This is a genomic window from Pseudomonas medicaginis (assembly GCF_965119365.1).
In the GTDB taxonomy this organism is placed as follows: domain Bacteria; phylum Pseudomonadota; class Gammaproteobacteria; order Pseudomonadales; family Pseudomonadaceae; genus Aquipseudomonas.
Genome location: NZ_OZ221631.1, coordinates 3,317,805 through 3,338,137 on the forward strand (window position 1 = coordinate 3,317,805; position 20,333 = coordinate 3,338,137).

16 protein-coding genes are annotated in these 20,333 nt (G+C 61.6%); 6 read left to right on the forward strand and 10 right to left on the reverse strand.

All coding sequences use genetic code 11. The features are described from left to right. Window positions 1-17: 17 nt before the first annotated feature. Genes ACMTA2_RS14760 through ACMTA2_RS14785 form a run of 6 tightly spaced genes read right to left on the reverse strand, consistent with a single transcriptional unit; the run spans window position 18 to window position 4,542 of the window. Window positions 18-206: a YgaP family membrane protein gene (locus ACMTA2_RS14760; RefSeq protein ID WP_413795414.1), complete on the reverse strand. Its 189-nt coding sequence runs from the start codon at window positions 204-206 to the stop codon at window positions 18-20. Next, on the reverse strand, window positions 203-640 hold the full coding sequence (locus ACMTA2_RS14765) for a DUF6691 family protein (RefSeq protein WP_413795415.1): 438 nt from the start codon (window positions 638-640) through the stop codon (window positions 203-205). The genes ACMTA2_RS14760 and ACMTA2_RS14765 overlap by 4 nt, the downstream gene beginning before the upstream one ends. Before the next feature lie 2 nt (window positions 641-642). Continuing rightward, window positions 643-1,077, reverse strand: coding sequence for a YeeE/YedE family protein (locus ACMTA2_RS14770; protein ID WP_413795416.1), 435 nt, complete (start codon window positions 1,075-1,077; stop codon window positions 643-645). 43 nt (window positions 1,078-1,120) lie between these two features. After that, window positions 1,121-1,924 (reverse strand): sulfite exporter TauE/SafE family protein, encoded by an 804-nt coding sequence (locus ACMTA2_RS14775; protein ID WP_413795417.1) that lies wholly within the window; start codon window positions 1,922-1,924, stop codon window positions 1,121-1,123. 28 nt (window positions 1,925-1,952) lie between these two features. Next, window positions 1,953-3,623 carry a bifunctional protein tyrosine phosphatase family protein/NAD(P)/FAD-dependent oxidoreductase gene (locus ACMTA2_RS14780; RefSeq protein ID WP_413795418.1) on the reverse strand — a complete coding sequence of 557 codons (1,671 nt, stop codon included), beginning with the start codon at window positions 3,621-3,623 and terminating at the stop codon, window positions 1,953-1,955. 40 nt (window positions 3,624-3,663) lie between these two features. Next, the gene (locus tag ACMTA2_RS14785; protein ID WP_413795419.1) at window positions 3,664-4,542 is read right to left on the reverse strand and encodes an MBL fold metallo-hydrolase; all 879 of its coding nucleotides are present in this window, start codon (window positions 4,540-4,542) and stop codon (window positions 3,664-3,666) included. 230 nt (window positions 4,543-4,772) lie between these two features. Here ACMTA2_RS14785 and ACMTA2_RS14790 point away from each other — a divergent pair, with 230 nt between their 5' ends. Continuing rightward, a complete protein-coding gene (locus tag ACMTA2_RS14790; protein WP_413795420.1) occupies window positions 4,773-6,095 on the forward strand; it encodes a sigma-54 interaction domain-containing protein in 1,323 nt (440 codons plus the stop codon). Window positions 6,096-6,211: 116 nt separating this feature from the next. Here the strand turns inward: ACMTA2_RS14790 and ACMTA2_RS14795 are convergent, their stop codons facing one another. Further along, window positions 6,212-8,959: a cation-transporting P-type ATPase gene (locus tag ACMTA2_RS14795; protein ID WP_413795421.1), complete on the reverse strand. Its 2,748-nt coding sequence runs from the start codon at window positions 8,957-8,959 to the stop codon at window positions 6,212-6,214. Between the two features lie 395 nt (window positions 8,960-9,354). On the opposite strand from ACMTA2_RS14795, the gene ACMTA2_RS14800 reads away from it, so the two are divergent. Further along, window positions 9,355-10,605, forward strand: a complete 1,251-nt coding sequence (locus tag ACMTA2_RS14800; RefSeq protein ID WP_413795422.1) for an MgtC/SapB family protein — start codon at window positions 9,355-9,357, stop codon at window positions 10,603-10,605. Window positions 10,606-10,705: 100 nt separating this feature from the next. Beyond that, entirely contained in the window at window positions 10,706-11,617 is a 912-nt protein-coding gene (locus ACMTA2_RS14805) for a universal stress protein (protein ID WP_413795423.1), read from the forward strand. A gap of 110 nt (window positions 11,618-11,727) precedes the next feature. Here the strand turns inward: ACMTA2_RS14805 and ACMTA2_RS14810 are convergent, their stop codons facing one another. Then, window positions 11,728-12,711, reverse strand: a complete 984-nt coding sequence (locus tag ACMTA2_RS14810) for a zinc-dependent alcohol dehydrogenase family protein (protein WP_413795424.1) — start codon at window positions 12,709-12,711, stop codon at window positions 11,728-11,730. A 170-nt stretch (window positions 12,712-12,881) separates the two neighbouring features. On the opposite strand from ACMTA2_RS14810, the gene ACMTA2_RS14815 reads away from it, so the two are divergent. The 3 genes from ACMTA2_RS14815 (at window position 12,882) to ACMTA2_RS14825 (ending at window position 17,667) form a co-directional block, all read left to right on the forward strand. Further along, entirely contained in the window at window positions 12,882-15,254 is a 2,373-nt protein-coding gene (locus ACMTA2_RS14815; RefSeq protein WP_413795425.1) for a phosphoketolase family protein, read from the forward strand. 66 nt (window positions 15,255-15,320) lie between these two features. After that, window positions 15,321-16,211: a universal stress protein gene (locus ACMTA2_RS14820; RefSeq protein WP_413795426.1), complete on the forward strand. Its 891-nt coding sequence runs from the start codon at window positions 15,321-15,323 to the stop codon at window positions 16,209-16,211. A gap of 100 nt (window positions 16,212-16,311) precedes the next feature. After that, window positions 16,312-17,667 (forward strand): MBL fold metallo-hydrolase RNA specificity domain-containing protein, encoded by a 1,356-nt coding sequence (locus ACMTA2_RS14825; protein WP_413795427.1) that lies wholly within the window; start codon window positions 16,312-16,314, stop codon window positions 17,665-17,667. A 331-nt stretch (window positions 17,668-17,998) separates the two neighbouring features. Here the strand turns inward: ACMTA2_RS14825 and ACMTA2_RS14830 are convergent, their stop codons facing one another. Beyond that, a complete protein-coding gene (locus ACMTA2_RS14830; RefSeq protein ID WP_413795428.1) occupies window positions 17,999-18,538 on the reverse strand; it encodes an Hsp20/alpha crystallin family protein in 540 nt (179 codons plus the stop codon). An 80-nt stretch (window positions 18,539-18,618) separates the two neighbouring features. Continuing rightward, window positions 18,619-20,112, reverse strand: a complete 1,494-nt coding sequence (gene arcD, locus ACMTA2_RS14835) for an arginine-ornithine antiporter (protein ID WP_413795429.1) — start codon at window positions 20,110-20,112, stop codon at window positions 18,619-18,621. Window positions 20,113-20,333 lie beyond the last annotated feature (221 nt).

Below are 20,333 nucleotides of genomic sequence, written 5' to 3' on the forward strand. Positions count from 1 at the left end.
AAAGGCCGCTGTGCGCCTCAGCAACGTTTGCAGGTCTTGATGCCCAGCAACGAATAGACCGGGCAGAAACGCATGAAACCGGTGGCCAATGGCACCAGGCCGATCCAGCCCCACGCGCCGATCAAGCCCGTCAGGCTAAGGATGATGAGGACGAGTCCCACGGCAATACGTGCGCCCCGGTCAATGGTTCCAATGTTGGCTTTCATGACAATCTCCCGATCAATTGATCGCGCCGGGTTTCCAGCACGGTGAACAACAACATGCCCGCCAACATGGCCAGCATGAACACAAAGGCTTGCCAGTGTCCGGTCAGCAGGATGGCCACGGAGGGGCCAGGACAGATGCCGGCGATGCCCCAGCCGATGCCGAACATCAGGCTGCCACCGATCAGGCGACGGTCCAGCTCTCGCTTGACTGGCAACTGCATGGGGCTGCCCAGCAGCGAATGAGTCTGTTGGCGCGCCCAGGCCAGCGGGACAATGGCGGTGCCAATCGCCCCGATCATCACCAGCGCCAGGGACGGGTCCCAAGTGCCGGCCAGATCCAGAAAACCCAACACCTTTTTCGGGTTGGCCATGCCTGCCAGGAGCAGCCCGAAGCCAAAGAGCAAACCCGCTATGAATGCCGTCAGTTTGCGCATATTCAAACCCCCATCACATGACGCAGGACAAATACCGTGGTGAAACCGCTGAGCATGAAACACGCCGTGGCGACCATTGAACGCGGTGAAAGGCGCGATATACCGCAGACGCCATGGCCACTGGTGCAGCCCGAACCGTAACGAGTGCCGACACCCACCAATAGGCCGGCGACAGCGAGGCCGAACCAGCCGTTATGGAACTCGATGGGCGGCAAGGTCGCAAACACGCTCCATACCAGCGGCGCGACGAGCAGGCCCAGGAGAAACAGGGCCTTTTCGCCCAAGCCTTCGCTGCCCCGCTGCAGCAGGCTGCCGATCAGCCCGCTGATGCCGGCGATCCGGCCGTTGGCGACCACGAACAGGCTGGCCGCCAGGCCAATCAACATGCCGCCGGCCAGGGACGACCACGGCGTAAAGTTGAGCCAGTCAAGATTCATCAGCGTTCTCCAATGCACAATCGTTGATATTCCACTAGGCGATTCAACCCAGGGCTTTTACCAGCAGCGCGACCGCCACCAGCGTCGATAAAAGGGCGAAGCCTCTTTGCAGGTAGGGTTCCGGCAACCTCGCGGCGACCAGGCGCCCGCCGAGCATGCCGACGATGGCCCCCATGGAAAAGGGCAGCGCTATTGGCCATTGCAGATGGCCCATCGCCGAACTCGCCAGCACCCCTGACATGGAAACCAAAGCGATGACGGTCAGCGACGTGGCGAGCACCGACTGCGTGGTCAAATTGGTGTACCGCTGGAGCGCCGGAACCATGACGAAACCACCGCCCACGCCGAGCAGTCCGGAAAGTACCCCGGCGATCATGCCCGAAGCCGTGAGCGCCCACGCGCAAGGGCCGGTCCAGTTCAGCTTGCCGCGATTTTCGTCCAGGACACAGGGCGGCGGTTTGCGCGTGGCGGATGCCTTTGCCCGGATGCGAGTGGGCAGTGATTTCTGCAAGGCCCGGAACGCCACGTACATCAGCAACAAGGCAAACAGGATCGTCAGCGGACGGTTGGGCGTGCGCTGCGCCAGCCAAAGGCCCAGCGGCGAGCAGATGACCCCCGCACTGGCCGTCAACAGTGCCGCCTTGTAGCGCACGATGCCGTTGCGCAGGCCCATCACGGCGCCCAGGGTGGCGGCCAGGCCCACCGCCAGCAGACCGATGGGCCCCGCTTCGGCCATGCTCAAGCCCACGCCAAAAACCAGGAACGGGACGGCGAGTATGCCGCCGCCGGCACCGGTCAGCGCCAGGATCACGCCCACCGCAAAGCCCAGTACCAGGACTGCAATCATCGCGGTCTCCTGGAGCAGAGATTCGATTTCATAGATCCGCCAGTTCAGGTTTCGCCAGCCACTCACGGCCCTTGAGCATGGCTTTCCAATACAGCGGCGGAAGAATTCGCTCTTTCAGTAGCCAGGCGAGTCTGGAAGGCCGAGTACCGTCGATCAGCCAGGACGGGAAGCTGGGGGCAAGCTTGCCGCCGTAGGTGAATTCAGCGAGCACTACCTTGCCTCGTTCCACGGTCAGCGGGCAAGAACCGTAGCCGTCGTAATGGGCGCTGCCCTTGGCCTTGCCCATGGCCGCCAGCACATTATGGGCGACCACGGGCGCCTGCTTGCGCGCCGCCGCTGCGGTTTTTGCGTTGCTGGTATTGGTGGCATCGCCCAGTGCGTGAATATTCGCCCAGGTCTTATGCCGCAAGCTGTCGGGATCGACATCAATCCAGCCCGCCCCATCGGCCAGAGGGCTTACGCGGATAAAATCCGGCGCAACCTGAGGGGGCACCACGTGCAGCAGGTCGAAGTCGTGCGTCACCAGGTGAGTACTGCCATCGGCCTTGACGCAGCTGAAGGTCGCCGTTTGGGCCGGTCCATCGACAGAGGTCAGCGTACTGCCGAAATTCAGGTCGATCTCATAGGCGCGGACGTACTCCATCAAGGCCGGCACGTAGTCGGGAACACCGAACAGGACGGCCCCGGCGCTGCAGAAATCGATCTCGATATCGCCGAGTACGCCTTGGCGTTTCCAGTGGTCGGCGCACAGGTACATCGCTTTTTGAGGGGCCCCGGCGCATTTGATCGGCATGGGGGGCTGCGTGAAGATGGCCCGGCCACTGCGCAGTTGCTGCACCTGTTCCCAGGTGTAGGGGGCCAGGTGGTACAGATAGTTCGAGGTGACGCCGTTGCGCCCCAGTGTCTGCGGTAAGCCTTCAATGGCATGCCAGTCCAGTTTCAGGCCCGGGCATACGATCAACTGCTCGTAGCGGAGCACGCGGCACCCGTCGAGAATAATGGCGTCGTTTTCAGGTTCGAAAGCCGCGACAGCCGCTTTGATCCAATGCACGCCCCGGGGAATGGTCGCACCCATCGTGTGGGCGGTTTGTTGGGCCTCGAATACGCCACCGCCGACGAGGGTCCAGCCGGGCTGGTAATAATGCACGTCCGCCGGATCGATGATGGCAATGTCCAGGCCTGGCTCGCGGGCCAACAGGCTCGAGGCGGTGGCGATGCCCGCCGCGCCGCCGCCGACAATCACCACGGCATGTCGGGCCTCGGCCACGCCAACAGGCGTGCGTCCCTCGTTGGCAATTCTGCGAATGACGCCTTTGATGTCGAAACCGGCGTTCCTGGCGGCTTCGACAATCTGCGGCAAGGGCTGCTGGCCGGCCTGGGACAGTGCCCACATCGTCGTCGAGCGCATGCCGGAACGGCAATACGCCAACACCGGCTTGGGCAAGGACTCGAGCAATGTGCCGAAGGCAACGCCCTGCTCATCGGTCACCTTGCCGGACTCTGCGGCAAGGTAGTGCGCCTCGATGCCCATCGCTTGTGCCGCCCGCTGGATGTCGGCAAACAAAGGTTGATCGCTGCCTTCACCATCCGGGCGGTTGCAGATGATGGCGCGAAAGCCGCTGGTTTTGATCTCACTCATTTGATCGGGTTGAATCTGCCCCGAGATCGAGAGGCCGGACGCAAGGTGGCGGATGTCCATGAATGTCTCCGTGATGACGGTTTTTCTTATAGGGGGGGCTTCAGAGCCGATTGAGTGGGATTTTCAGGTAGCACGTGCCGTTCGATTCCGGCTCCGGGAAATGCCCGGCCCGCATGTTGACCTGGACCGATGGCAGGATGAGCGTCGGCATGTCCAGCGAGGCATCGCGTTGGGTGCGCATGGCCACGAATGCTTCTTCACTGATGCCGTTACGGACATGAACATTGTCGGCGCGTTGCTCGGCGACGGTGCTGGAAAATTGCACCTCGCGGCCGCCGGGTTGGTAATCGTGACAGGTGTAGAGCAGGGTGTTGGCCGGCAGGCTCAAGACCTTGTTGATGGACCGGAACAAGGTATGCGCGTTGCCACCCGGGAAGTCACACCGTGCGGTGCCGTAGTCGGGCATGAACAAGGTGTCGCCAACGAATGCCGCCGTTTCCTGGCCGTCGTTGATGACATACGTCATGCAGGCTGGCGTGTGGCCCGGTGTGTGGAGCGCACGGCATTGCAGCGTTCCGACGGTGAACGACTCGTCGTTGACGAACAGATGGTCGAACTGACTGCCATCGCGGGGCATCTCCCCAGCGGTGTTGAACAGCGTGCCAAAGACTTCCTGCACGGCGGTAATCTGGCTGCCGATCCCTATCGTGCCGCCGAGCTTTTCCTTCAGGTACGGGGCGGCGGTGAGGTGGTCGGCATGGACGTGGGTTTCAAGAATCCATTGAACCTTCGCCTCCAGCTCGATCACCCTGGCCATCAGCTTGTCGGCCGAGGTGGTTGTGGTACGGCCGGATTTGGGATCGAAATCCAGGACGCTGTCGATCAAGGCGCACTGGCGGGTTGTTTCGTCCAGCACCAGATAGCTGACAGTGTGGGTCTCAGGATCGAAAAATCCTTCGACGTACGGTTTTACGGTCATGAACGGTCTCCTTCGGGGCTCTCATCGAACCGCTTGAAGAACAGACACAGCAATATTGCTGCCAGGTGAGTGCTAGGTCGTTGTATAAGTCTAACCTTATGATTTTATTGATTTAAATTCATGGGTTTCGCGAGGGTAGGGCCGATATCCAGACAATTTAACTGCCATTGGCAGTGTTTGTTGGCATAGTGGCAGTGCCACCCCTGCTGGATGAGTTCACTGGAGCCGCGATGACACACAGCCTGCCGCCCACCCAAGACCCGCTTCCACGTCCAGACCAGGTGCAGTCCCTGGTCTCGTTTCTGGAGCATGAGCCCCAGCCGATGATCGTCCTCGATCCTGATTACAACATCCTGGCGGCGAACACGGCTTACTTGCGTCAGTTCGGCAGCGCCGACAAACCGTTCATTGGTCATAAGTGTTATCGGATTTCCCACCACTACGATGTGCCTTGTGACCAGGCCGGTGAGAACTGCCCGATGAAAAAGGCCAGGGAAATGCGCGGGCCGGATCGGGTCTTGCACATCCACCACACTCCGCGAGGGCCGGAACACGTCGACGTGGAATTGCGCCCGATCCTCAATGAGCATGGTGCCATTACCGCTTATGTGGAACGGCTCACCTTGGTGCGTAGCGCCTCGGCCCGTCCCAGTAATGAAGGGCTGGTGGGCAGCTCGCCGGCCTTTAATCAGGCGCTGTCGGAACTGCAGCGGGTAGCGCCCTCGATGTTACCGGTGCTGTTGTTGGGAGAGTCCGGCACAGGCAAGGAGCTGTTTGCCCGCGCCGTCCATGAAACCAGTGAGCGGGCAGCCGGGCCTTTTGTCGTGGTGGATTGCTCCGGCTTGACCGAAACCTTGTTCGAGAGCGAGCTGTTCGGCCACGAGAGGGGGGCATTTACCGGCGCCACCACGCGCAAGGTGGGCCTGGTGGAAACGGCACAGGGCGGTACGCTGTTTCTCGATGAGATAGGCGACGTTCCCCTGGCCATGCAGGTGAAACTGTTACGACTGATCGAGTCTGGAACCTATCGCCGTGTTGGCAGTGTAGAAACCCAGCACGCTGATTTCAGGCTGGTGGCCGCGACCCATAAGCCCCTGGAAAAGATGGTGGAGAAGGGCGAGTTCAGGCAGGACTTGTACTACCGCATCAGCGTTTTCCCTATCCATTTACCGCCGTTGCGTCATCGCCTTGAAGACATCGGCTTGCTGGTGGATTCATTCCTGCAACGTTCCGGGATCGGTAAGCGTCGGCTGACCATCGATCCCGAGGCGCTGATGCAACTGCAGCGGTTTGCCTGGCCGGGCAATATCCGCGAGCTGCGCAATGTCCTGGAAAGAGCTGCGCTGTTTGCCGACGACGGCGTCATTCACGCCTTGCATCTGCCCGCGCGCCCCTTGGCGTTGTCCGCCCCAGCCTTGACGCCTGCCCGCGATAGCAGGGACCTGGAACAACTGGTGGCCACTTTCAAAGGCACCCGCAGCGAACTGGCCAGGCACCTGGGCGTGAGTGAGCGCACGTTATACAGGCGGTTGAAGGCGCAGGGCCTGGCCTGATCGTCGGAAGACAGACCGTCAGCGTGGGGAAAAGCACCGCGGTCAGGGCGAGGGCGGCGAGTCTGGATGCGTTCATGGTTCAGATCCTAGCGCAGTGGTGGGCTGGGGAGTGATCGTCACGGTTGACGATCGGACTCGGTCAAACGCAGTCGAAGCTGTTTTTCAATTTCGATGATGGCGAACAGCGCAATACCCACCGCGATGATCAGCAGTCCGTCCATGAAGGGGACCGCTTGGGTCGCGAACACGGTTTGCAGCGGCGGCGCGTAGGTGATGGCGAACTGAGCGACGGTCACCACCACGATGGTCGCCCACACAACCTTCGTACCCCGAAGGCCCTTCCAGGTCAGCGACGTGCCGTAGAGATTGCGGATAAAGAACAGGTGGAAAATTTCCATCACGACCAAGGTGTTCACTGCCAGGGTGCGGGCCAGTTCGACGGGGTAGCCTCGGTCCAGGGCATAGGTGAAGATGCCGTAGACACCGCACAGGAACAGAATGGAAACGAGCACCATATGCCAGACCAAGGCACCGCTGATCAACGGCTCCTGTCGTGAGCGCGGAGGCCTGCGCATGGTGTTGTCTTCGGTCGGTTCGAACGCCAGCGCGATACCCAGCGTGATGGCGGTAATCAGGTTGATCCACAGGATCTGTATCGCCGTGACTGGCAATGTAAGGCCAAACAGCAGCGCGACAATCAGGGTCATTGTCTCGCCCGCGTTGGTGGGTAACGTCCAGCTCAGCACTTTCTTGATGTTGTCATAGACCGTCCGGCCTTCACGCACAGCGGCCACGATGGAGGCGAAGTTATCGTCCGCCAGTACCAGGTCCGCGGCTTCCTTGGCCGCTTCACTGCCTTTGCAACCCATGGCGATGCCGGCATCTGCGCGTTTGAGCGCTGGCGCGTCGTTGACGCCGTCGCCGGTCATGGCCACGGTCATGCCGTTGAGTTGCAGCAATGTCACCAGCCGCAGCTTATGTTCGGGGCTGGTACGCGCGAAGATGTTCACCTGCTTGAGCGATTCCCTGAGGGTGGCATCGTTCATTGCGTCCAGGTCAATGCCGGTCAGTACCTTGTCGGGGTTGTCCAGGCCAATCTGATCACCGATGGCGCAGGCGGTACCGGCGTGGTCCCCTGTGATCATTTTCACGACAATGCCGGCCGCCTGGCACTGTTTGATCGCCTGGATCGTTTCCGGGCGGGGCGGGTCGATCATCCCGACCAGGCCAAGCAAGGTCAGTGTCCCTTGCACATCGGCAAACTCCAGGATGGCGTGTTCGGGCGGGACGGACCTGACGGCGAGCGCCAACACGCGTTGGCCTTTACGAGCGATGGCAGTGGCCTGCGCGTGCCAATAGTCGGCATCGAGCGGGGCCGTAGCCCCCGTGCTGCTCCGCTGGCGCGTGCACATGGTCAAAATCTGCTCCGGCGCGCCTTTGACATAAATTGCGGCTTGCCGGTCATGGTTGTGATGCAGCGTCGCCATGAAGCGGTGCTTGGCGTCGAACGGAATGGCATCGGTGCGGGCCCAGGTGCCGCGTTCCTCTTCGCCGTTGAGGCCGGCCTTGGCGCAAAACACCAGCAATGCACCCTCCATGGGGTCCCCTTCGACTTTCCAGGTGTCTTCGTGCTGTCTCAAGCTTGCGTCATTGCAAAGGCTGGTCGCGCGCCCCAGTTCGGCCAGCACCGGGTGGTGGGAGGTGTCGATCAACTGATCGGCAAGGTTCATGTTGCCCGAAGGCTGGTAGCCGACACCGTCGACCGTGAAGGTCAGGTCACTGGTGACGACGGACGCCACCATCATCTCGTTACGGGTGAGCGTGCCGGTCTTGTCCGTGCAGATGACCGATACCGAGCCCAGGGTTTCGATGGCCGGCAGGCGCCGAACAATGGCGTTGCGATGGGCCATCGCTCGCACGCCCACCGCCAGGGTGATGGTGAGTACGGCGGGCAATCCCTCGGGTATGGCTGCGACCGACATGCCCACCACGACCATGAATATCTCAGTGAAGACGTAATGCCCGACAAAGTGGCCATAAGCGAGTAGCAGACCGGCGATCAGCAAAATCAATAGCGTCAGCCAGCGGGCGAAGACATCCATTTGCTCTATCAGGGGCGTCGTCAGTGGCTCCACTGCCGACAGCAGGTTGCTGATGCGCCCGATTTCAGTCGATGTCGCGGTGGCGACAACGACCCCTGTTGCTTGTCCGCAGGTCACCAGGGTGCCACTGAAGGCCATGCAGGCACGATCACCCAGGGCCGCTTCGATGCGCACCGGTTCGGTATTTTTTTCAACCGGTGCGGACTCTCCGGTCAGGATGGCTTCCTGGACCTGGAGCCGGTTGGCATGCAGCAGGCGCAGATCCGCCGGGACTTTGTCGCCGGCCTCCAGCAAGACGATATCGCCGGGTACCAGTTCCTCGCCTGCGATGCCCAGGCGTTCGCCGGCACGTATCACCGTCGCACGGGGCGCGAGCATATTGCGGATGGCGTCCATGGCCTGTTCGGCCTTGCCTTCCTGGACATAGCCAATGATCGCATTGGCCACCACAACAGCGAGAATGACCACCGTGTCCCACAGGTGTTGCAGCGTTGCGGTGATTGCAGCGGAACCCAGCAGCACATAAATCAGGATGTTATGGAATTGCAGCAGAAATCGCCGCCACGCTGGCCGTCGGGCTGACGCTGACAACCGGTTCAAACCTGTACGCTCAAGCCGGGCCTGGACTTGGGCGATGTCCAGCCCGGCCTGCTCATCGACATCAAGGTGTTCGAGTGCCTGTTCGGCGGGCAACGTGTACCAGGCCAGGCCCTGCGAGGGCGTTGTCGGGTGCGCCGCTGGTATGTTGCTTGGTTGGTTCATCAGCCGCGTTCCTGTGGATACGGAGCGGTTGTTCTACAGCCCATCGGCACAGGGCTGCCATGCGGCGGCCTGGTCGAACGCCGGGCTGTGTTTCATCAGTGGCGAGACGACCAGCATCCATCGTGATTGCCTAGACATGACAAACCTCCCGGGCAAGGACCTGTTGGCGCCGGGCGACGTTTCGCGCGGTGTGGTGTCTGTCATCGATCATGAGCGTCATGGCGCCCGGTAACTTGATTTGCATCAAACACGCTTCAAAGCGCTGCATCGAAGGCGGCAACGGCGAGGCAATCGCGCTATGTTTGAACATGATCAGTCGCCCCAGGGCACGAGCGTAGCCGGCTCGGACCTCTGGATTGAGTGACAACCGCAGGCAGTGCCAGAGAGCCGTAACCATGACTGAAACCCTGGCCTTCGCCAATGCCGCCGCCGCGCTGGGAATCGGCCTGCTGGTGGGGCTTGAGCGCGAACGGCGCAAAGGCGAGGGCGACCGGCGCGACTTCGCCGGCCTGCGTACCTTCGCCATCACGTCCGTGCTCGGCTACCTGGCGGTCCAGGCGGGCGGTCCCTTGTTGCTGGGCGGCATGACGCTCGCCCTGGGCGCATTGGTCACCGTGGCCTATTGGCGAAACCTCGACAAGGATCCGGGGATTACCAGCGAGGTGGCCTTGTTCGCGGTATTGGCACTGGGCGCGCTCTGTGCGAGCGCCCCAGGCCTGGCGACCTCGATTGGGGTGGTGATGGCCGGGCTGCTCGCCAGCCGCCAGGCATTGCACCACTTTGCCCGCAACCAATTGACGGCCACCGAGATGCGCGATGGCCTGGTGCTGTTGATCGCCGCGCTGGTCGTGCTACCGCTGGCGCCGGATCGTTTCCTCGGGCCTTATGACGCAATCAACCTGCGCAACCTGTGCACCCTCACCGTCATGCTGATGGCGGTGGGTGCGCTGGGGCACGTCGCGGTTCGAACCCTGGGGACCCACTACGGATACGCTCTCAGTGCGATTGCCTCAGGATTCGCCTCCGCCACAGTGACAGTCGCGACCATGGGTGGCATCGCGGCCAAAGACCCGATCAACCTCAAGGTGGTGAGCGCCGCGGCAGTGTTATCCAACCTTGCGACGGTGGTTCAAATGGGCCTGATTCTTGCCGCCGTCGACCCCGCGCTGCTGCGTTGGATGTGGGGGCCGCTGTTGTGCGGGGTGCTGATGGTATTGCTCTATGCCGGCGTGCTGATGTTTCCCCGGCCAAGGGTGCGGGCCGATGAAACCATCAAGCACGGCGGCGCCTTCAGCCTCAAACTGGCGATGACGATGGTCCTGGCGATGACCGGTATCACCGTCCTCTCGTCGGCAATGCTCGATGCGTTTGGCCAGGCCGGGGTGACCGTCACCGCGATGTTCAGCGGGTTGCTCGACGCCCATGCTTCGACAGCCTCCATCGCTTCCCTGGCCAAGGGCGGGTTGTTGCCCTTCGACGGCGTCGCCGTGCCGGTCTTGATCGCGCTGAGCAGCAACTCCTTGAGCAAATGCGTCGTCGCCTGGCTCAGTGGCGGGCGAAGGTTCGCCGGGTATGTGATTCCCGGCCAGGTGCTGGTCACGCTGGCGATGTGGGCGGGGCTGTTGCTCCCGCGTTTGTCAGCCTGAATGATGGCTGTTTGATGAAGATCAAGTCCTGTCTCTGGCAGGCGTCCATTCTGGAAACCTCAACCCTTTAAGTGGCTGTCGCCACGTGCCGAGGTGTTCCATGTCCCAGACTCAACGTTTGTTGCTATTGGCGCCCGACGCCATGATCCGTACGCCGGCGTTTGACCGCGCCACCGAGTTGGCCCTGGCGCTGGACTTGCCCCTGCACATTGTGGCGATCGATTACCTGGAGGTGCTCTCGGTGGCCGGCCTGTTCGCCCCGGAGCAGGTCAAGCAAGCGCGTGAGGGTTATCTGGAAACCCATCGGCATTGGCTGTGGCAACAGGCCGAACTGGCGCGCCGGCACGGCGTCGAGGTGACCTGCGAGGTGGTTTGGAGCAAGGACGCCTTCCAAGCCTTGCAGCAATACGTCAAGGAGATGCCGATGGCGTTGATCATCAAGGACGCGCAGCCGGAACCGGCGATGAAGCGGGTGTTTTTCACGCCCCTGGACTGGCGCTTGCTGCGCGACTGCCCGGTGCCAGTGCATCTGGTCACGGATTCTCGTAACCCGCGGCCTCGGCGGGTCCTGGCGATTGTCGATGTGCTGCGCAGCGAGGATCAGGACCTGGTATTCAACGACCGTATCGTCGACGCCGCGGTCAAACTGGCGGAGCAATGCAACGCCCAGGTCGAGTTGCTGCACGCCTTCGACTGGACGGCTGTCTACGCCTCGGACATGGGCATTGGTGCGCTGCCCCTGGCCACCGGGCTCTATGAAGCGTTGGGCCAGGCACAGCATGAGGTGTTCGAGTCCCTGGCCGAGCGGCATGGGGTCGCACCGCAGCAGCGTCACTTCATAGAAGGGGCGCCGCTGAACAGCATTTGCACGTTCGCCACCGATCACCAGATCGATGTCATTGTCATGGGTACCATGGCACATCGTGGCCTGGACAAGCGCCTGGGCACCACCGCCGAGTTACTGCTGCAACGGGCGCCTTGCAGCGTGTTGGCGATCAAGCCGCAAGCGTGATTGGAGCAACGCTGCGCGAGGCCATACCCAGGCGGCCTTCAATGGCGAAGCCTCGTTGCTGGCCGGGGCTTGGGATGAGCCTGGCCGGGCGCTGTGCACCGCGCCGGCGGTCAAGGGATGAGTACGATGGCCCCGTTGACCTGTCCGCTCCTCAGGTGCTCCAGCGCTTGGTTGGCTTGGACCAATGGGTAGCAGGTCACGTTGCAATGCACGGGTGTGCGTTGGATCTGTTCGAAAAACGCCACGCCGTCCGCGCGGGTCAGATTGGCCACTGAGCGCACGCTGCGCTCCTGCCACAACAGGCGGTAGGGGAAGGCAGGGATGTCGCTCATGTGAATGCCAGCGCACACCACGCAGCCGCCTTTGGCGGTGGCTTGCAAGGCCAGCGGCACCAATTCGCCGACGGGGGCGAAGATCAGGCTGGCGTCCAGCAGGTGTGGCGGGAGCTGGTCCGATGCCCCGGCCCAGGTCGCGCCCAGCGAACGGGCATAGGCCTGGCCGCTGTCATCACTGGGGCGAGTGAAGGCATAGACGTGCTGGCCCCGGCCCACGGCGACCTGGATCGCCAGGTGCGCAGCGGCGCCGAAGCCATAAAGGCCCAAGTGAGGGGCGTTTTGCGCCATCTGCAAGGCTCGGAAACCGATCAGCCCTGCACACAGCAAGGGCGCGGCTTCGGCGGACTCAAGCGTATCGGGGAGGGGGAAGCAGAATCGCGCATCGGCGACGGTGTAGTCGGCATAACCGCCGTCCAGCTGGCAGCCGGTGAACAGTGCCTGGTCGCAGAGGTTCTCCCGGCCCGAGCGGCAGAACTCACATACGCCACACGTCCACCCCAGCCAGGGCACGCCCACCCGTCGGCCGATCCAGTCCGGGGCCACCTGCGCACCGACGGCGGTGACCTCGCCGACGATTTCGTGGCCCGGCACCCGAGGTAATCGAGCCTGGGGCAGTTCGCCGTCGAACAGATGCAAGTCGGTGCGGCACACACCGCAGGCTTGCACCTTGATCAGCAGTTGCCCGGCGGCCGGCGTCGGTTGGGGACGTTCCTCCAGCTGCAAGGGCTGGCCAATCGAGTGCAGGACCATGGCGCGCATGAGCATTCTCCTGTGTGAGCGGGCGCTCGCCATGCCAATGAGCGGCGCGAGGGCATCGAACAAGCACCTTGTATGACCTTAGCGTCCCTGGTTCTGATGTAAATCAAGTCACCCTCATTCCCGCGTTCCAGAATCAAGCATGGCAACCCTGTGTTTTTGCGGAGGACGTGATGAGCGATTTTCTCAGCCCCGACCAACTGGAAGGCATTGACGCCTACTGGCGTGCGTCCAATTACCTGGCCGTGGGTCAGATCTACCTCAAGGACAACCCGTTGCTGCGCAAACCACTGCAACAGGGGCACGTCAAACCTCGCTTGCTGGGCCACTGGGGCACGACGCCGGGGCTGAATCTGATTTATGTGCACCTCAATCACCTGATCAAGTCCCATGACCTGAATATGATCCTGATCACCGGCCCCGGTCATGGCGGCCCGGCCATCGTCGCCCAGAGCTACCTGGAGAGTAGCTTCACCCAGTGTTATCCCTCGGTGGGGCAGAACGAAAACGGAATGTTGCGCCTGTTCCGGCAGTTTTCCTGGCCTTATGGTTTATCCAGCCATGTCTCGGCGCAGATTCCCGGCTCCATCCATGAAGGTGGGGAGTTGGGTTATTCCCTGGCCCATGCCTATGGCGCGGCGTTCGACAACCCTGACTTGATCGTGGCCTGCGTCATCGGCGATGGTGAGGCTGAAACCGGCACGTTGGCGGCGAGCTGGCATTCCAACAAATTCCTCAACCCCAGGCGCGACGGCGCTGTACTGCCCATTCTGCATCTCAACGGTTTCAAGATCGCCAATCCCACGCTGCTTTCGCGTATCAGTGAAGACGAGCTGTCGGCCCTGATGTATGGCTACGGCTACGATCCTTATTTTGTCGAAGGCGACGATCCGCAAGTGGTGCACCAACAGTTGGCCAGGACCCTGGACGGCATGGTGCTCAAGATTCGCGAAATCCAGCGCATGGCCCGCACGGATGCTTCGGGACGTACCCTGGAACGCCAGCTCTGGCCGATGCTGGTGCTGCGTACGCCCAAGGGTTGGACCGGTCCGAAATTCGTCGATGGCCAGCAGGTTGAAGGCACCTGGCGCGCCCATCAGGTGCCGCTGAGCCACTTCGAGCTGCCCATGCATTTGATGCAACTGGAGCAGTGGCTCCAGAGCTACCGTCCGCGGGAATTGTTCGACGACAACGGTGCTTTGCTGCCGGAGATTGCCGCGTTGGCGCCGACGGGACATCGGCGCCTGGGCGCCAATCCCCATGCCAATGGCGGCATGCTGCTCAAACCCTTGGAACTGCCCAGGTTCACCGATTACGCCGTGCAATTCAGCGCGCCCGGTAGCGTGCAGGCAGAGGCCACCCGGGTGTTGGGTGGCTTTGTACGCGATGTGATGAAAAACAACCTTCGGGCAGGCAACTTCCGTCTGTTTGGCCCTGACGAAACGGCCTCCAATCGCCTCGATGCGGTGTATGAGGTCTGCGATAAAGCCTGGATGGCCGCGCTGGAGGCGGGTGATACGAACCTGGCGTGCGATGGCCGGGTGATGGAAATCCTCAGCGAACAAGTGTGTGAAGGCTGGCTGGAGGGGTATTTGCTGACTGGCCGGCATGGGCTGTTTTCCTGCTATGAGGCGTTCATCCACATCGTCGATTCGATGTTCAATCAGCACGCCAAATGGCTCAAGACCGCCGCCCAGATCCCGTGGCGCGCGTCGATTGCTTCGCTCAATTACCTGCTCACCTCCCATGTCTGGCGACAGGACCACAACGGCTTTTCCCACCAGGACCCGGGGTTCATCGACCTGGTGGCGAACAAGAGCGCTGACGTGGTGCGCATCTACCTGCCAGCGGACGCCAATTGCCTGTTGTCCGTTGCCGATCACTGCCTCAAGAGCCGCGATTACATCAATGTGATCGTGGCCGGCAAACAGCCGGAATGGCAGTGGCTGGACATCGATTCGGCCGTTCGGCACTGCTCGGTCGGGATCGGTCGCTGGGCCTTTGCCTGCAACAACGACGAAGACCCGGACGTGGTGATGGCCTGTGCCGGTGACGTGCCAACGTTGGAAACCCTGGCCGCTGTCACGCTGCTGCGTGAATACGTGCCGGACCTGCGGGTGCGGGTGGTGAATGTCGTCGACCTGATGGCCCTGCAACCGCCGCAACAGCATGCCCATGGGTTGCCGGACGCCGAGTTCGATGGATTGTTTACCGTGGACAAGCCAGTGATTTTCGCCTTCCACGGCTATCCGTCGCTGATCCATCGGCTGGTCTACAAGCGTCACAACCACGATAACTTCCATGTCCGAGGTTTCATGGAGGAGGGCGCCACCACTACGCCGTTCGACATGGCGGTCATCAATCACCTGGATCGCTACCAGCTGGCGCTCGATGTCATCCAGCGCGTGCCACGGTTGAAGCCGCTGGTGGACAGCGCTCGGGATCGCTATTGGGCAACCATGGAAAGGCATCAGCTTTACCTCATCGAGCATGGGCAGGACATGCCCGACGTCTTGAATTGGCGCTGGACGCCGACGCCGCAATGACCGCCAACATGCCTCATGGCATCGACGCTGCCCCGTGGCGTTCGAGCCCGACTTTGGAGACCCATCATGAGCCAGTACCAACGCCTGTTGCTGATCCTCAACCCGGCACAACGCCATTCTCCCGCCCTGCATCACGCCGCGGCCCTGGCGGCGGCCAGTGGGGCGCACTTGCATGTCACCGCCTTGATTCCCTCGCTGGACATTCTTTCGCTGCTTGAAGAGGGGCCTCGTGAGGAAGCGCGGCAGAACTATCTCCAGGACCATCGCCATTGGTTGGAGGATGAGGCGGACAAGATGCGCCGCCGTGGCCTGCGGGTCACCACTGAGGTGGAATGGGCCCAGAAGATGGGCACGCAGATCCTGCAACACGTTACGCAGATCCAGCCCGATTTGCTGATCAAGCAGGTACAACACGAGCCCATGCTCAAGCGGGCTTTTTTCACCCCGCTGGACTGGCAACTGCTGCGCAACTGTCCTGTTCCGACGTACCTGGTGGGGGCCGCCGGTCATGCGTTGCCTCGCACAGTGGTCGCAGCGGTTGACCCTTGCAGTGCGTTTGCCCAGAACAGCGGGATGAATGACCGGATCATCCGCCAGGCAATGGGGCTGGCCTTGCAGTGCGACGCCGAGTTGCATCTGGTTCACGCCTATGAGGTGTCGTCAGTCTATCTGGGGGATGCGGGCGGTGGCGGCCTGTCGCTGTCGCAGCTCAGCAAGGAGCTGCGCAGGAGCCTGGAAAAAACCTTCCTGGAACTGGCGAACCTGTTTGGTGTGCCGGCCGAGCGCAGGCATTTTCTACTGGGGCATCCGGTCTCGGCCCTGAGTGAATTTGCCTTGGAGCATGACGTGGATGTGATCGTCATGGGGCGATTCCAGCACGACGATCTGCATGGGCTACTGGGCAGCACGACCGAGCACATCCTGTACCAGGTGTCGTGCAGTGTTCTGGCGGTGTGATGAATCGGACTTGACCGCTGGGTTGTTGACAAAGATCAACGGCAACGAGGTCAAACAATGTGACCAATAGACTTACGATCGATTGTCCAGGAGCACCGCCATGCGCATGACATTTCTCGGGGCCGCCGGTACGGTCACTGGCAGCAAGTACCTGCTGGAACACGACGATCAGCGCATCCTGATCGATTGCGGTCTGTTCCAGGGTTACAAGCAGTTGCGCCTGCACAACTGGGACCCCTTCGAGCTGCCGATGCGTGACCTGGATGCGATCGTACTGACCCACGCCCACCTGGACCACAGCGGCTACCTGCCGGTGCTGGTGCGTAATGGCTATCGTGGCCCCATCTATGCCACGCCGGCGACCTGCGAGCTGGTGAAGATCCTGCTGCGCGACAGCGCTCGCTTGCAGGAAGAAGAAGCCGAATACGCCAACCGCAAGGGGTTTTCCAAACACGCGCCGGCCTTCCCGCTGTACACCCGTGAACACGCTGAACGAGCGCTGAAACTGCTGCGTCCGATTGCATTCGACCACCCGGTGGAGATCGCCCGGGGGATGACCATCTTGCTGCGTCGCGCCGGGCACATCCTCGGTGCCGCGACGGTACAGGTCCAGGCCGGTGGGGTGACGCTGGTGTGTTCCGGGGATCTGGGGCGACCCGAGGATCCGGTGATGTTCGCGCCGAAACTCATCGAGCAGGCGGATGTCCTGCTGGTGGAGTCGACCTACGGCGACCGTCGACACCCACACGAGTCGCCGGAAGATCAATTGGCTGAGGTGATCATGCGCACCGCGCTGCGCCGTGGCATCACGTTGGTGCCCTCGTTCACGGTTGGCCGTGCCCAGTTGCTGATGTACCACCTGTATCGCCTGAAACAACGCCGGGCGATCCCCGATATCCCGATCTACCTCAACAGCCCCATGGCCATCGACGTCACCCGGTTGTACCAGCGCTTTGGTGACGAGCATCGTCTCTCCAGGGAAGAGTGCGAAGGCATGTGCCACATCGCCCATCCGGTGCGCTCGGTCAAGGACTCCATGGCCCTGGACCTGCAACGCACCCCGGCGGTGATCATCGCCGCCAGTGGCATGGCCACTGGCGGGCGAGTGCTGCACCACCTCAAGAGCCTGGCGCCCAACCCCATCAATACCTTGCTGATGCCCGGCTTCCAGGCTGGCGGTACGCGAGGCGCCAGGATCGTGGCGGGTGAGCCTTCGGTGCGTATCCATGGCAAGGATGTACCGATCAATGCTGAAGTGGTGCCGATGCAAACGTTGTCGGCCCATGCCGACGCCGACGAAATCATGCAATGGCTGCGCGGCTTCAAGACACCACCGCGGCACACCTATGTCGTGCATGGCGAACCCAATGCGTCCGACGTCTTGCGCCATCGCATTGGCGACGAACTGGGGTGGTCGGTGTCGGTGCCGGAGTACCGCGATAGCGTCGAACTTTGACCCACCGCTATCGCGAGCAAGCTCGCTCCCACAGGGGATTTTCTGTGGTCGCCGGATTTGTACCCGCAACGGTTCAGTGTGGGAGCGGGCTTGCTCGCGAAGACGGCCGCACATTCAACATCAATGCAAGCTGACCCACCGCTATCGCGAGCAAGCTCGCTCCCACAGGGGATTTTCTGTGGTCGCCGGATTTGTACCCGCCACGGCCCGGTGTGGGAGCGAGCTTGCTCGCGATAGCGGTGGTCGCTTCACCGACGCATTCGGCCTGAAATAAGCACAGGCATGAAAAAGCCCCTCGTCGTTGGCCGGCGAGGGGCAGGGCTCAAAGCGATCAGTCGGCCTTGATCGGCACGACCTTTTCCGCTTTCAGTGCTTCCGGTTTTTTAGGCAGCGTCAGCGTTAGCACGCCTTTGCTGAACTGGGCTTCGATCTTGTCGCTGTCGACGCCTTTTGGCAGGTTGAACACTCGTTCGAAGGAGCCGTAATGGCGCTCGGACAGGTGATAACCCTTTCTCTTTTCTTCCTTGATGTCTTTTTTCTCACCCTTGATGATCAGGTTGCCGTTGGCCAGGCGGATTTCGATGTCTTTCTGATCCATACCGGGCAACTCGGCGGTGATTTCAAAACTCTTTTCCTTCTCGCTGATGTCAACGGCCGGTAGGCTGCTGCTGGAAAACTCGCGACGCCAGAAGGGTTCGACATCGAACAACCCGCGACTGAAGGGCGAAATTCCCGTGCCCCGGTTGAAGTCATCGAATAGGCGATCTACCTGCTGGCGGAGCTTCTCAAATGGATGCCTGAGGTCCGTCTTGGCGGGATGCGAAGCGTTGTCTTCGGTTTTGACCGGCATCTTTTTCACTGAATTGGACATTTGATTTCCCTCTTAGGTGATGTTCGGGCGGGTACCTGACCAGATACCGCTGCCGAACGGGTCAATGCACGCTTGCGAACTTACAAAGACAGTTGGCCGGACCAGAGCATCCAGCCGGCGAAGATCGCCGCCGCCCAGATCACCAGCAGCAGGCCCCAGCCAAAACCAGTGAGGGCCCGGCCCGTCCTGGCCCGTTGAGCGCTCAGGTAGATCAGCGAGCCGGGGGCATAGAGCAGGGCACTGAGCAGCATGTAGCGCGGGCCGGCGGCGTAGAGCAGCCAGACGCAATAGCCCGTCGCGACCGCAGCGATGGCCATGTCGCGCAGTTGCAGGCCGCGATGGCCGGCGTAGGTCTGGCCTTGCCAGGTCATTTTCAATGCATACAAGCCACTGAACAGGTAGGGCAGCAGGATCATCGAGGTGGCGAGTGAAATCAGCGCCAGGTAGCTGGCGCTCGAATACAGGGTCAGCAACAGGAACAGTTGAATGCAGCCGTTGGTGATCCACAACGCGTTGGCCGGTGCGCCCTGTTGGTTTTCCGTGGCCAGCAGGCGCGGCATGACCTTTTCCTTGGCCGGCGTGAACACCGATTCGGCTGCCAACAGCGTCCAGGCCAGCAACGCGCCGCCCACTGACACGATCAGGCCAATACTGATCAGCACCGCGCCCCAAGGCCCGGCCACCGCTTCCAGTACACCCGCCATGGAAGGGTTCTTCAGCGCGGCCAGTTCGGGCTGTCTGAGGATGCCCAGCGACAATAGGGAAACGGCGATCAGCAGCATCAATGTCAGGATGAAGCCAATAACGGTGGCGCGGCCGACGTCGGCCCGTTCGGCGGCCCGGGCGGAGAATACGTTGGCACCTTCAATACCGATGAACACCCAGACCGTCACCAACATGGTGCTCTTGACCTGGTCCAGCGTACTGCCCAGCGCCGGCGTGCCCCGGAAATTCACCATGAAGGTGTCCTTGGAGAAAGCGGCAATGACCAGCCCGATGAACAACAGCAACGGCACCACCTTGGCGATCGTCGTCAGAGCGTTGGCCTTGGCGGCGGTACGCATCCCGCGCAGGATCATCCAATGCAATGCCCACAGCACCACAGAAGCGCCGACGATCGCGGCTTTGTTATTGCCTTCGCCAAACACGGGGAAAAAGTAACTGAGCGCGGCGAACAGAATCACCAGGTAGCTGACGTTGCCGATCCAGGCGCTGATCCAATAACCCCACGCCGAATTGAAACCCAGGAATTCGCCGCCCAGGGCACGGGCATAGGCAAACACACCGTTGTCCAGTTCCGGTTGGCGGTTGGAGAGGGTCTGGTAGACCAGGGCCAGCGAGAGCATGCCCACGCCGGTGATGAGCCAGCCGATCAGGATTGCCCCGGCACCGGCACTGGCTGCCATGTTCTGGGGCAGGCTGAAGATGCCACTGCCGATCATCGAACCGACGACCAGGGCGATCAGCAAACTCAGTGACAGGCGTCTGGGCTCGACCTTTCGCAAACTGCCGGCCAACGGGTGAGGTGTGACGGTCGGGATGACCGGTTCTGTACCTTGCAGGTGCGTTGCCATGATCAAAGCCTCCATGAGACGGGAGGTTCGGTAACCTTCGTCGATACAAAGGTTCGAACGCTGAGTCTTAATTTCGGCTTGGAGGCGTGGAGTGGTATTGACGCAGATCAGAGGTCATGCAGAGCAGGCATCACAGTTCCGCATGACGATGACAACCGGCGACTTTTTGCTTGAGGCCGGGCAAGTCCAGAAGCGTGACATTGCGCCCATGCATGTCCACC

Coding starts and splice junctions, on each gene's coding strand:
- ACMTA2_RS14800 (WP_413795422.1), top strand. CDS start 9,355: ATGACTGAAACCCTGGCCTTCGCCAATGCCGCCGCCGCGCTGGGAATC.
- ACMTA2_RS14770 (WP_413795416.1), bottom strand. CDS start 1,077: ATGAATCTTGACTGGCTCAACTTTACGCCGTGGTCGTCCCTGGCCGGC.
- ACMTA2_RS14790 (WP_413795420.1), top strand. CDS start 4,773: ATGACACACAGCCTGCCGCCCACCCAAGACCCGCTTCCACGTCCAGAC.
- ACMTA2_RS14830 (WP_413795428.1), bottom strand. CDS start 18,538: ATGTCCAATTCAGTGAAAAAGATGCCGGTCAAAACCGAAGACAACGCT.
- ACMTA2_RS14820 (WP_413795426.1), top strand. CDS start 15,321: ATGAGCCAGTACCAACGCCTGTTGCTGATCCTCAACCCGGCACAACGC.
- ACMTA2_RS14785 (WP_413795419.1), bottom strand. CDS start 4,542: ATGACCGTAAAACCGTACGTCGAAGGATTTTTCGATCCTGAGACCCAC.
- ACMTA2_RS14765 (WP_413795415.1), bottom strand. CDS start 640: ATGCGCAAACTGACGGCATTCATAGCGGGTTTGCTCTTTGGCTTCGGG.
- ACMTA2_RS14825 (WP_413795427.1), top strand. CDS start 16,312: ATGCGCATGACATTTCTCGGGGCCGCCGGTACGGTCACTGGCAGCAAG.
- ACMTA2_RS14805 (WP_413795423.1), top strand. CDS start 10,706: ATGTCCCAGACTCAACGTTTGTTGCTATTGGCGCCCGACGCCATGATC.
- arcD (WP_413795429.1), bottom strand. CDS start 20,112: ATGGCAACGCACCTGCAAGGTACAGAACCGGTCATCCCGACCGTCACA.
- ACMTA2_RS14780 (WP_413795418.1), bottom strand. CDS start 3,623: ATGGACATCCGCCACCTTGCGTCCGGCCTCTCGATCTCGGGGCAGATT.
- ACMTA2_RS14775 (WP_413795417.1), bottom strand. CDS start 1,924: ATGATTGCAGTCCTGGTACTGGGCTTTGCGGTGGGCGTGATCCTGGCG.
- ACMTA2_RS14810 (WP_413795424.1), bottom strand. CDS start 12,711: ATGCGCGCCATGGTCCTGCACTCGATTGGCCAGCCCTTGCAGCTGGAG.
- ACMTA2_RS14760 (WP_413795414.1), bottom strand. CDS start 206: ATGAAAGCCAACATTGGAACCATTGACCGGGGCGCACGTATTGCCGTG.
- ACMTA2_RS14795 (WP_413795421.1), bottom strand. CDS start 8,959: ATGAACCAACCAAGCAACATACCAGCGGCGCACCCGACAACGCCCTCG.
- ACMTA2_RS14815 (WP_413795425.1), top strand. CDS start 12,882: ATGAGCGATTTTCTCAGCCCCGACCAACTGGAAGGCATTGACGCCTAC.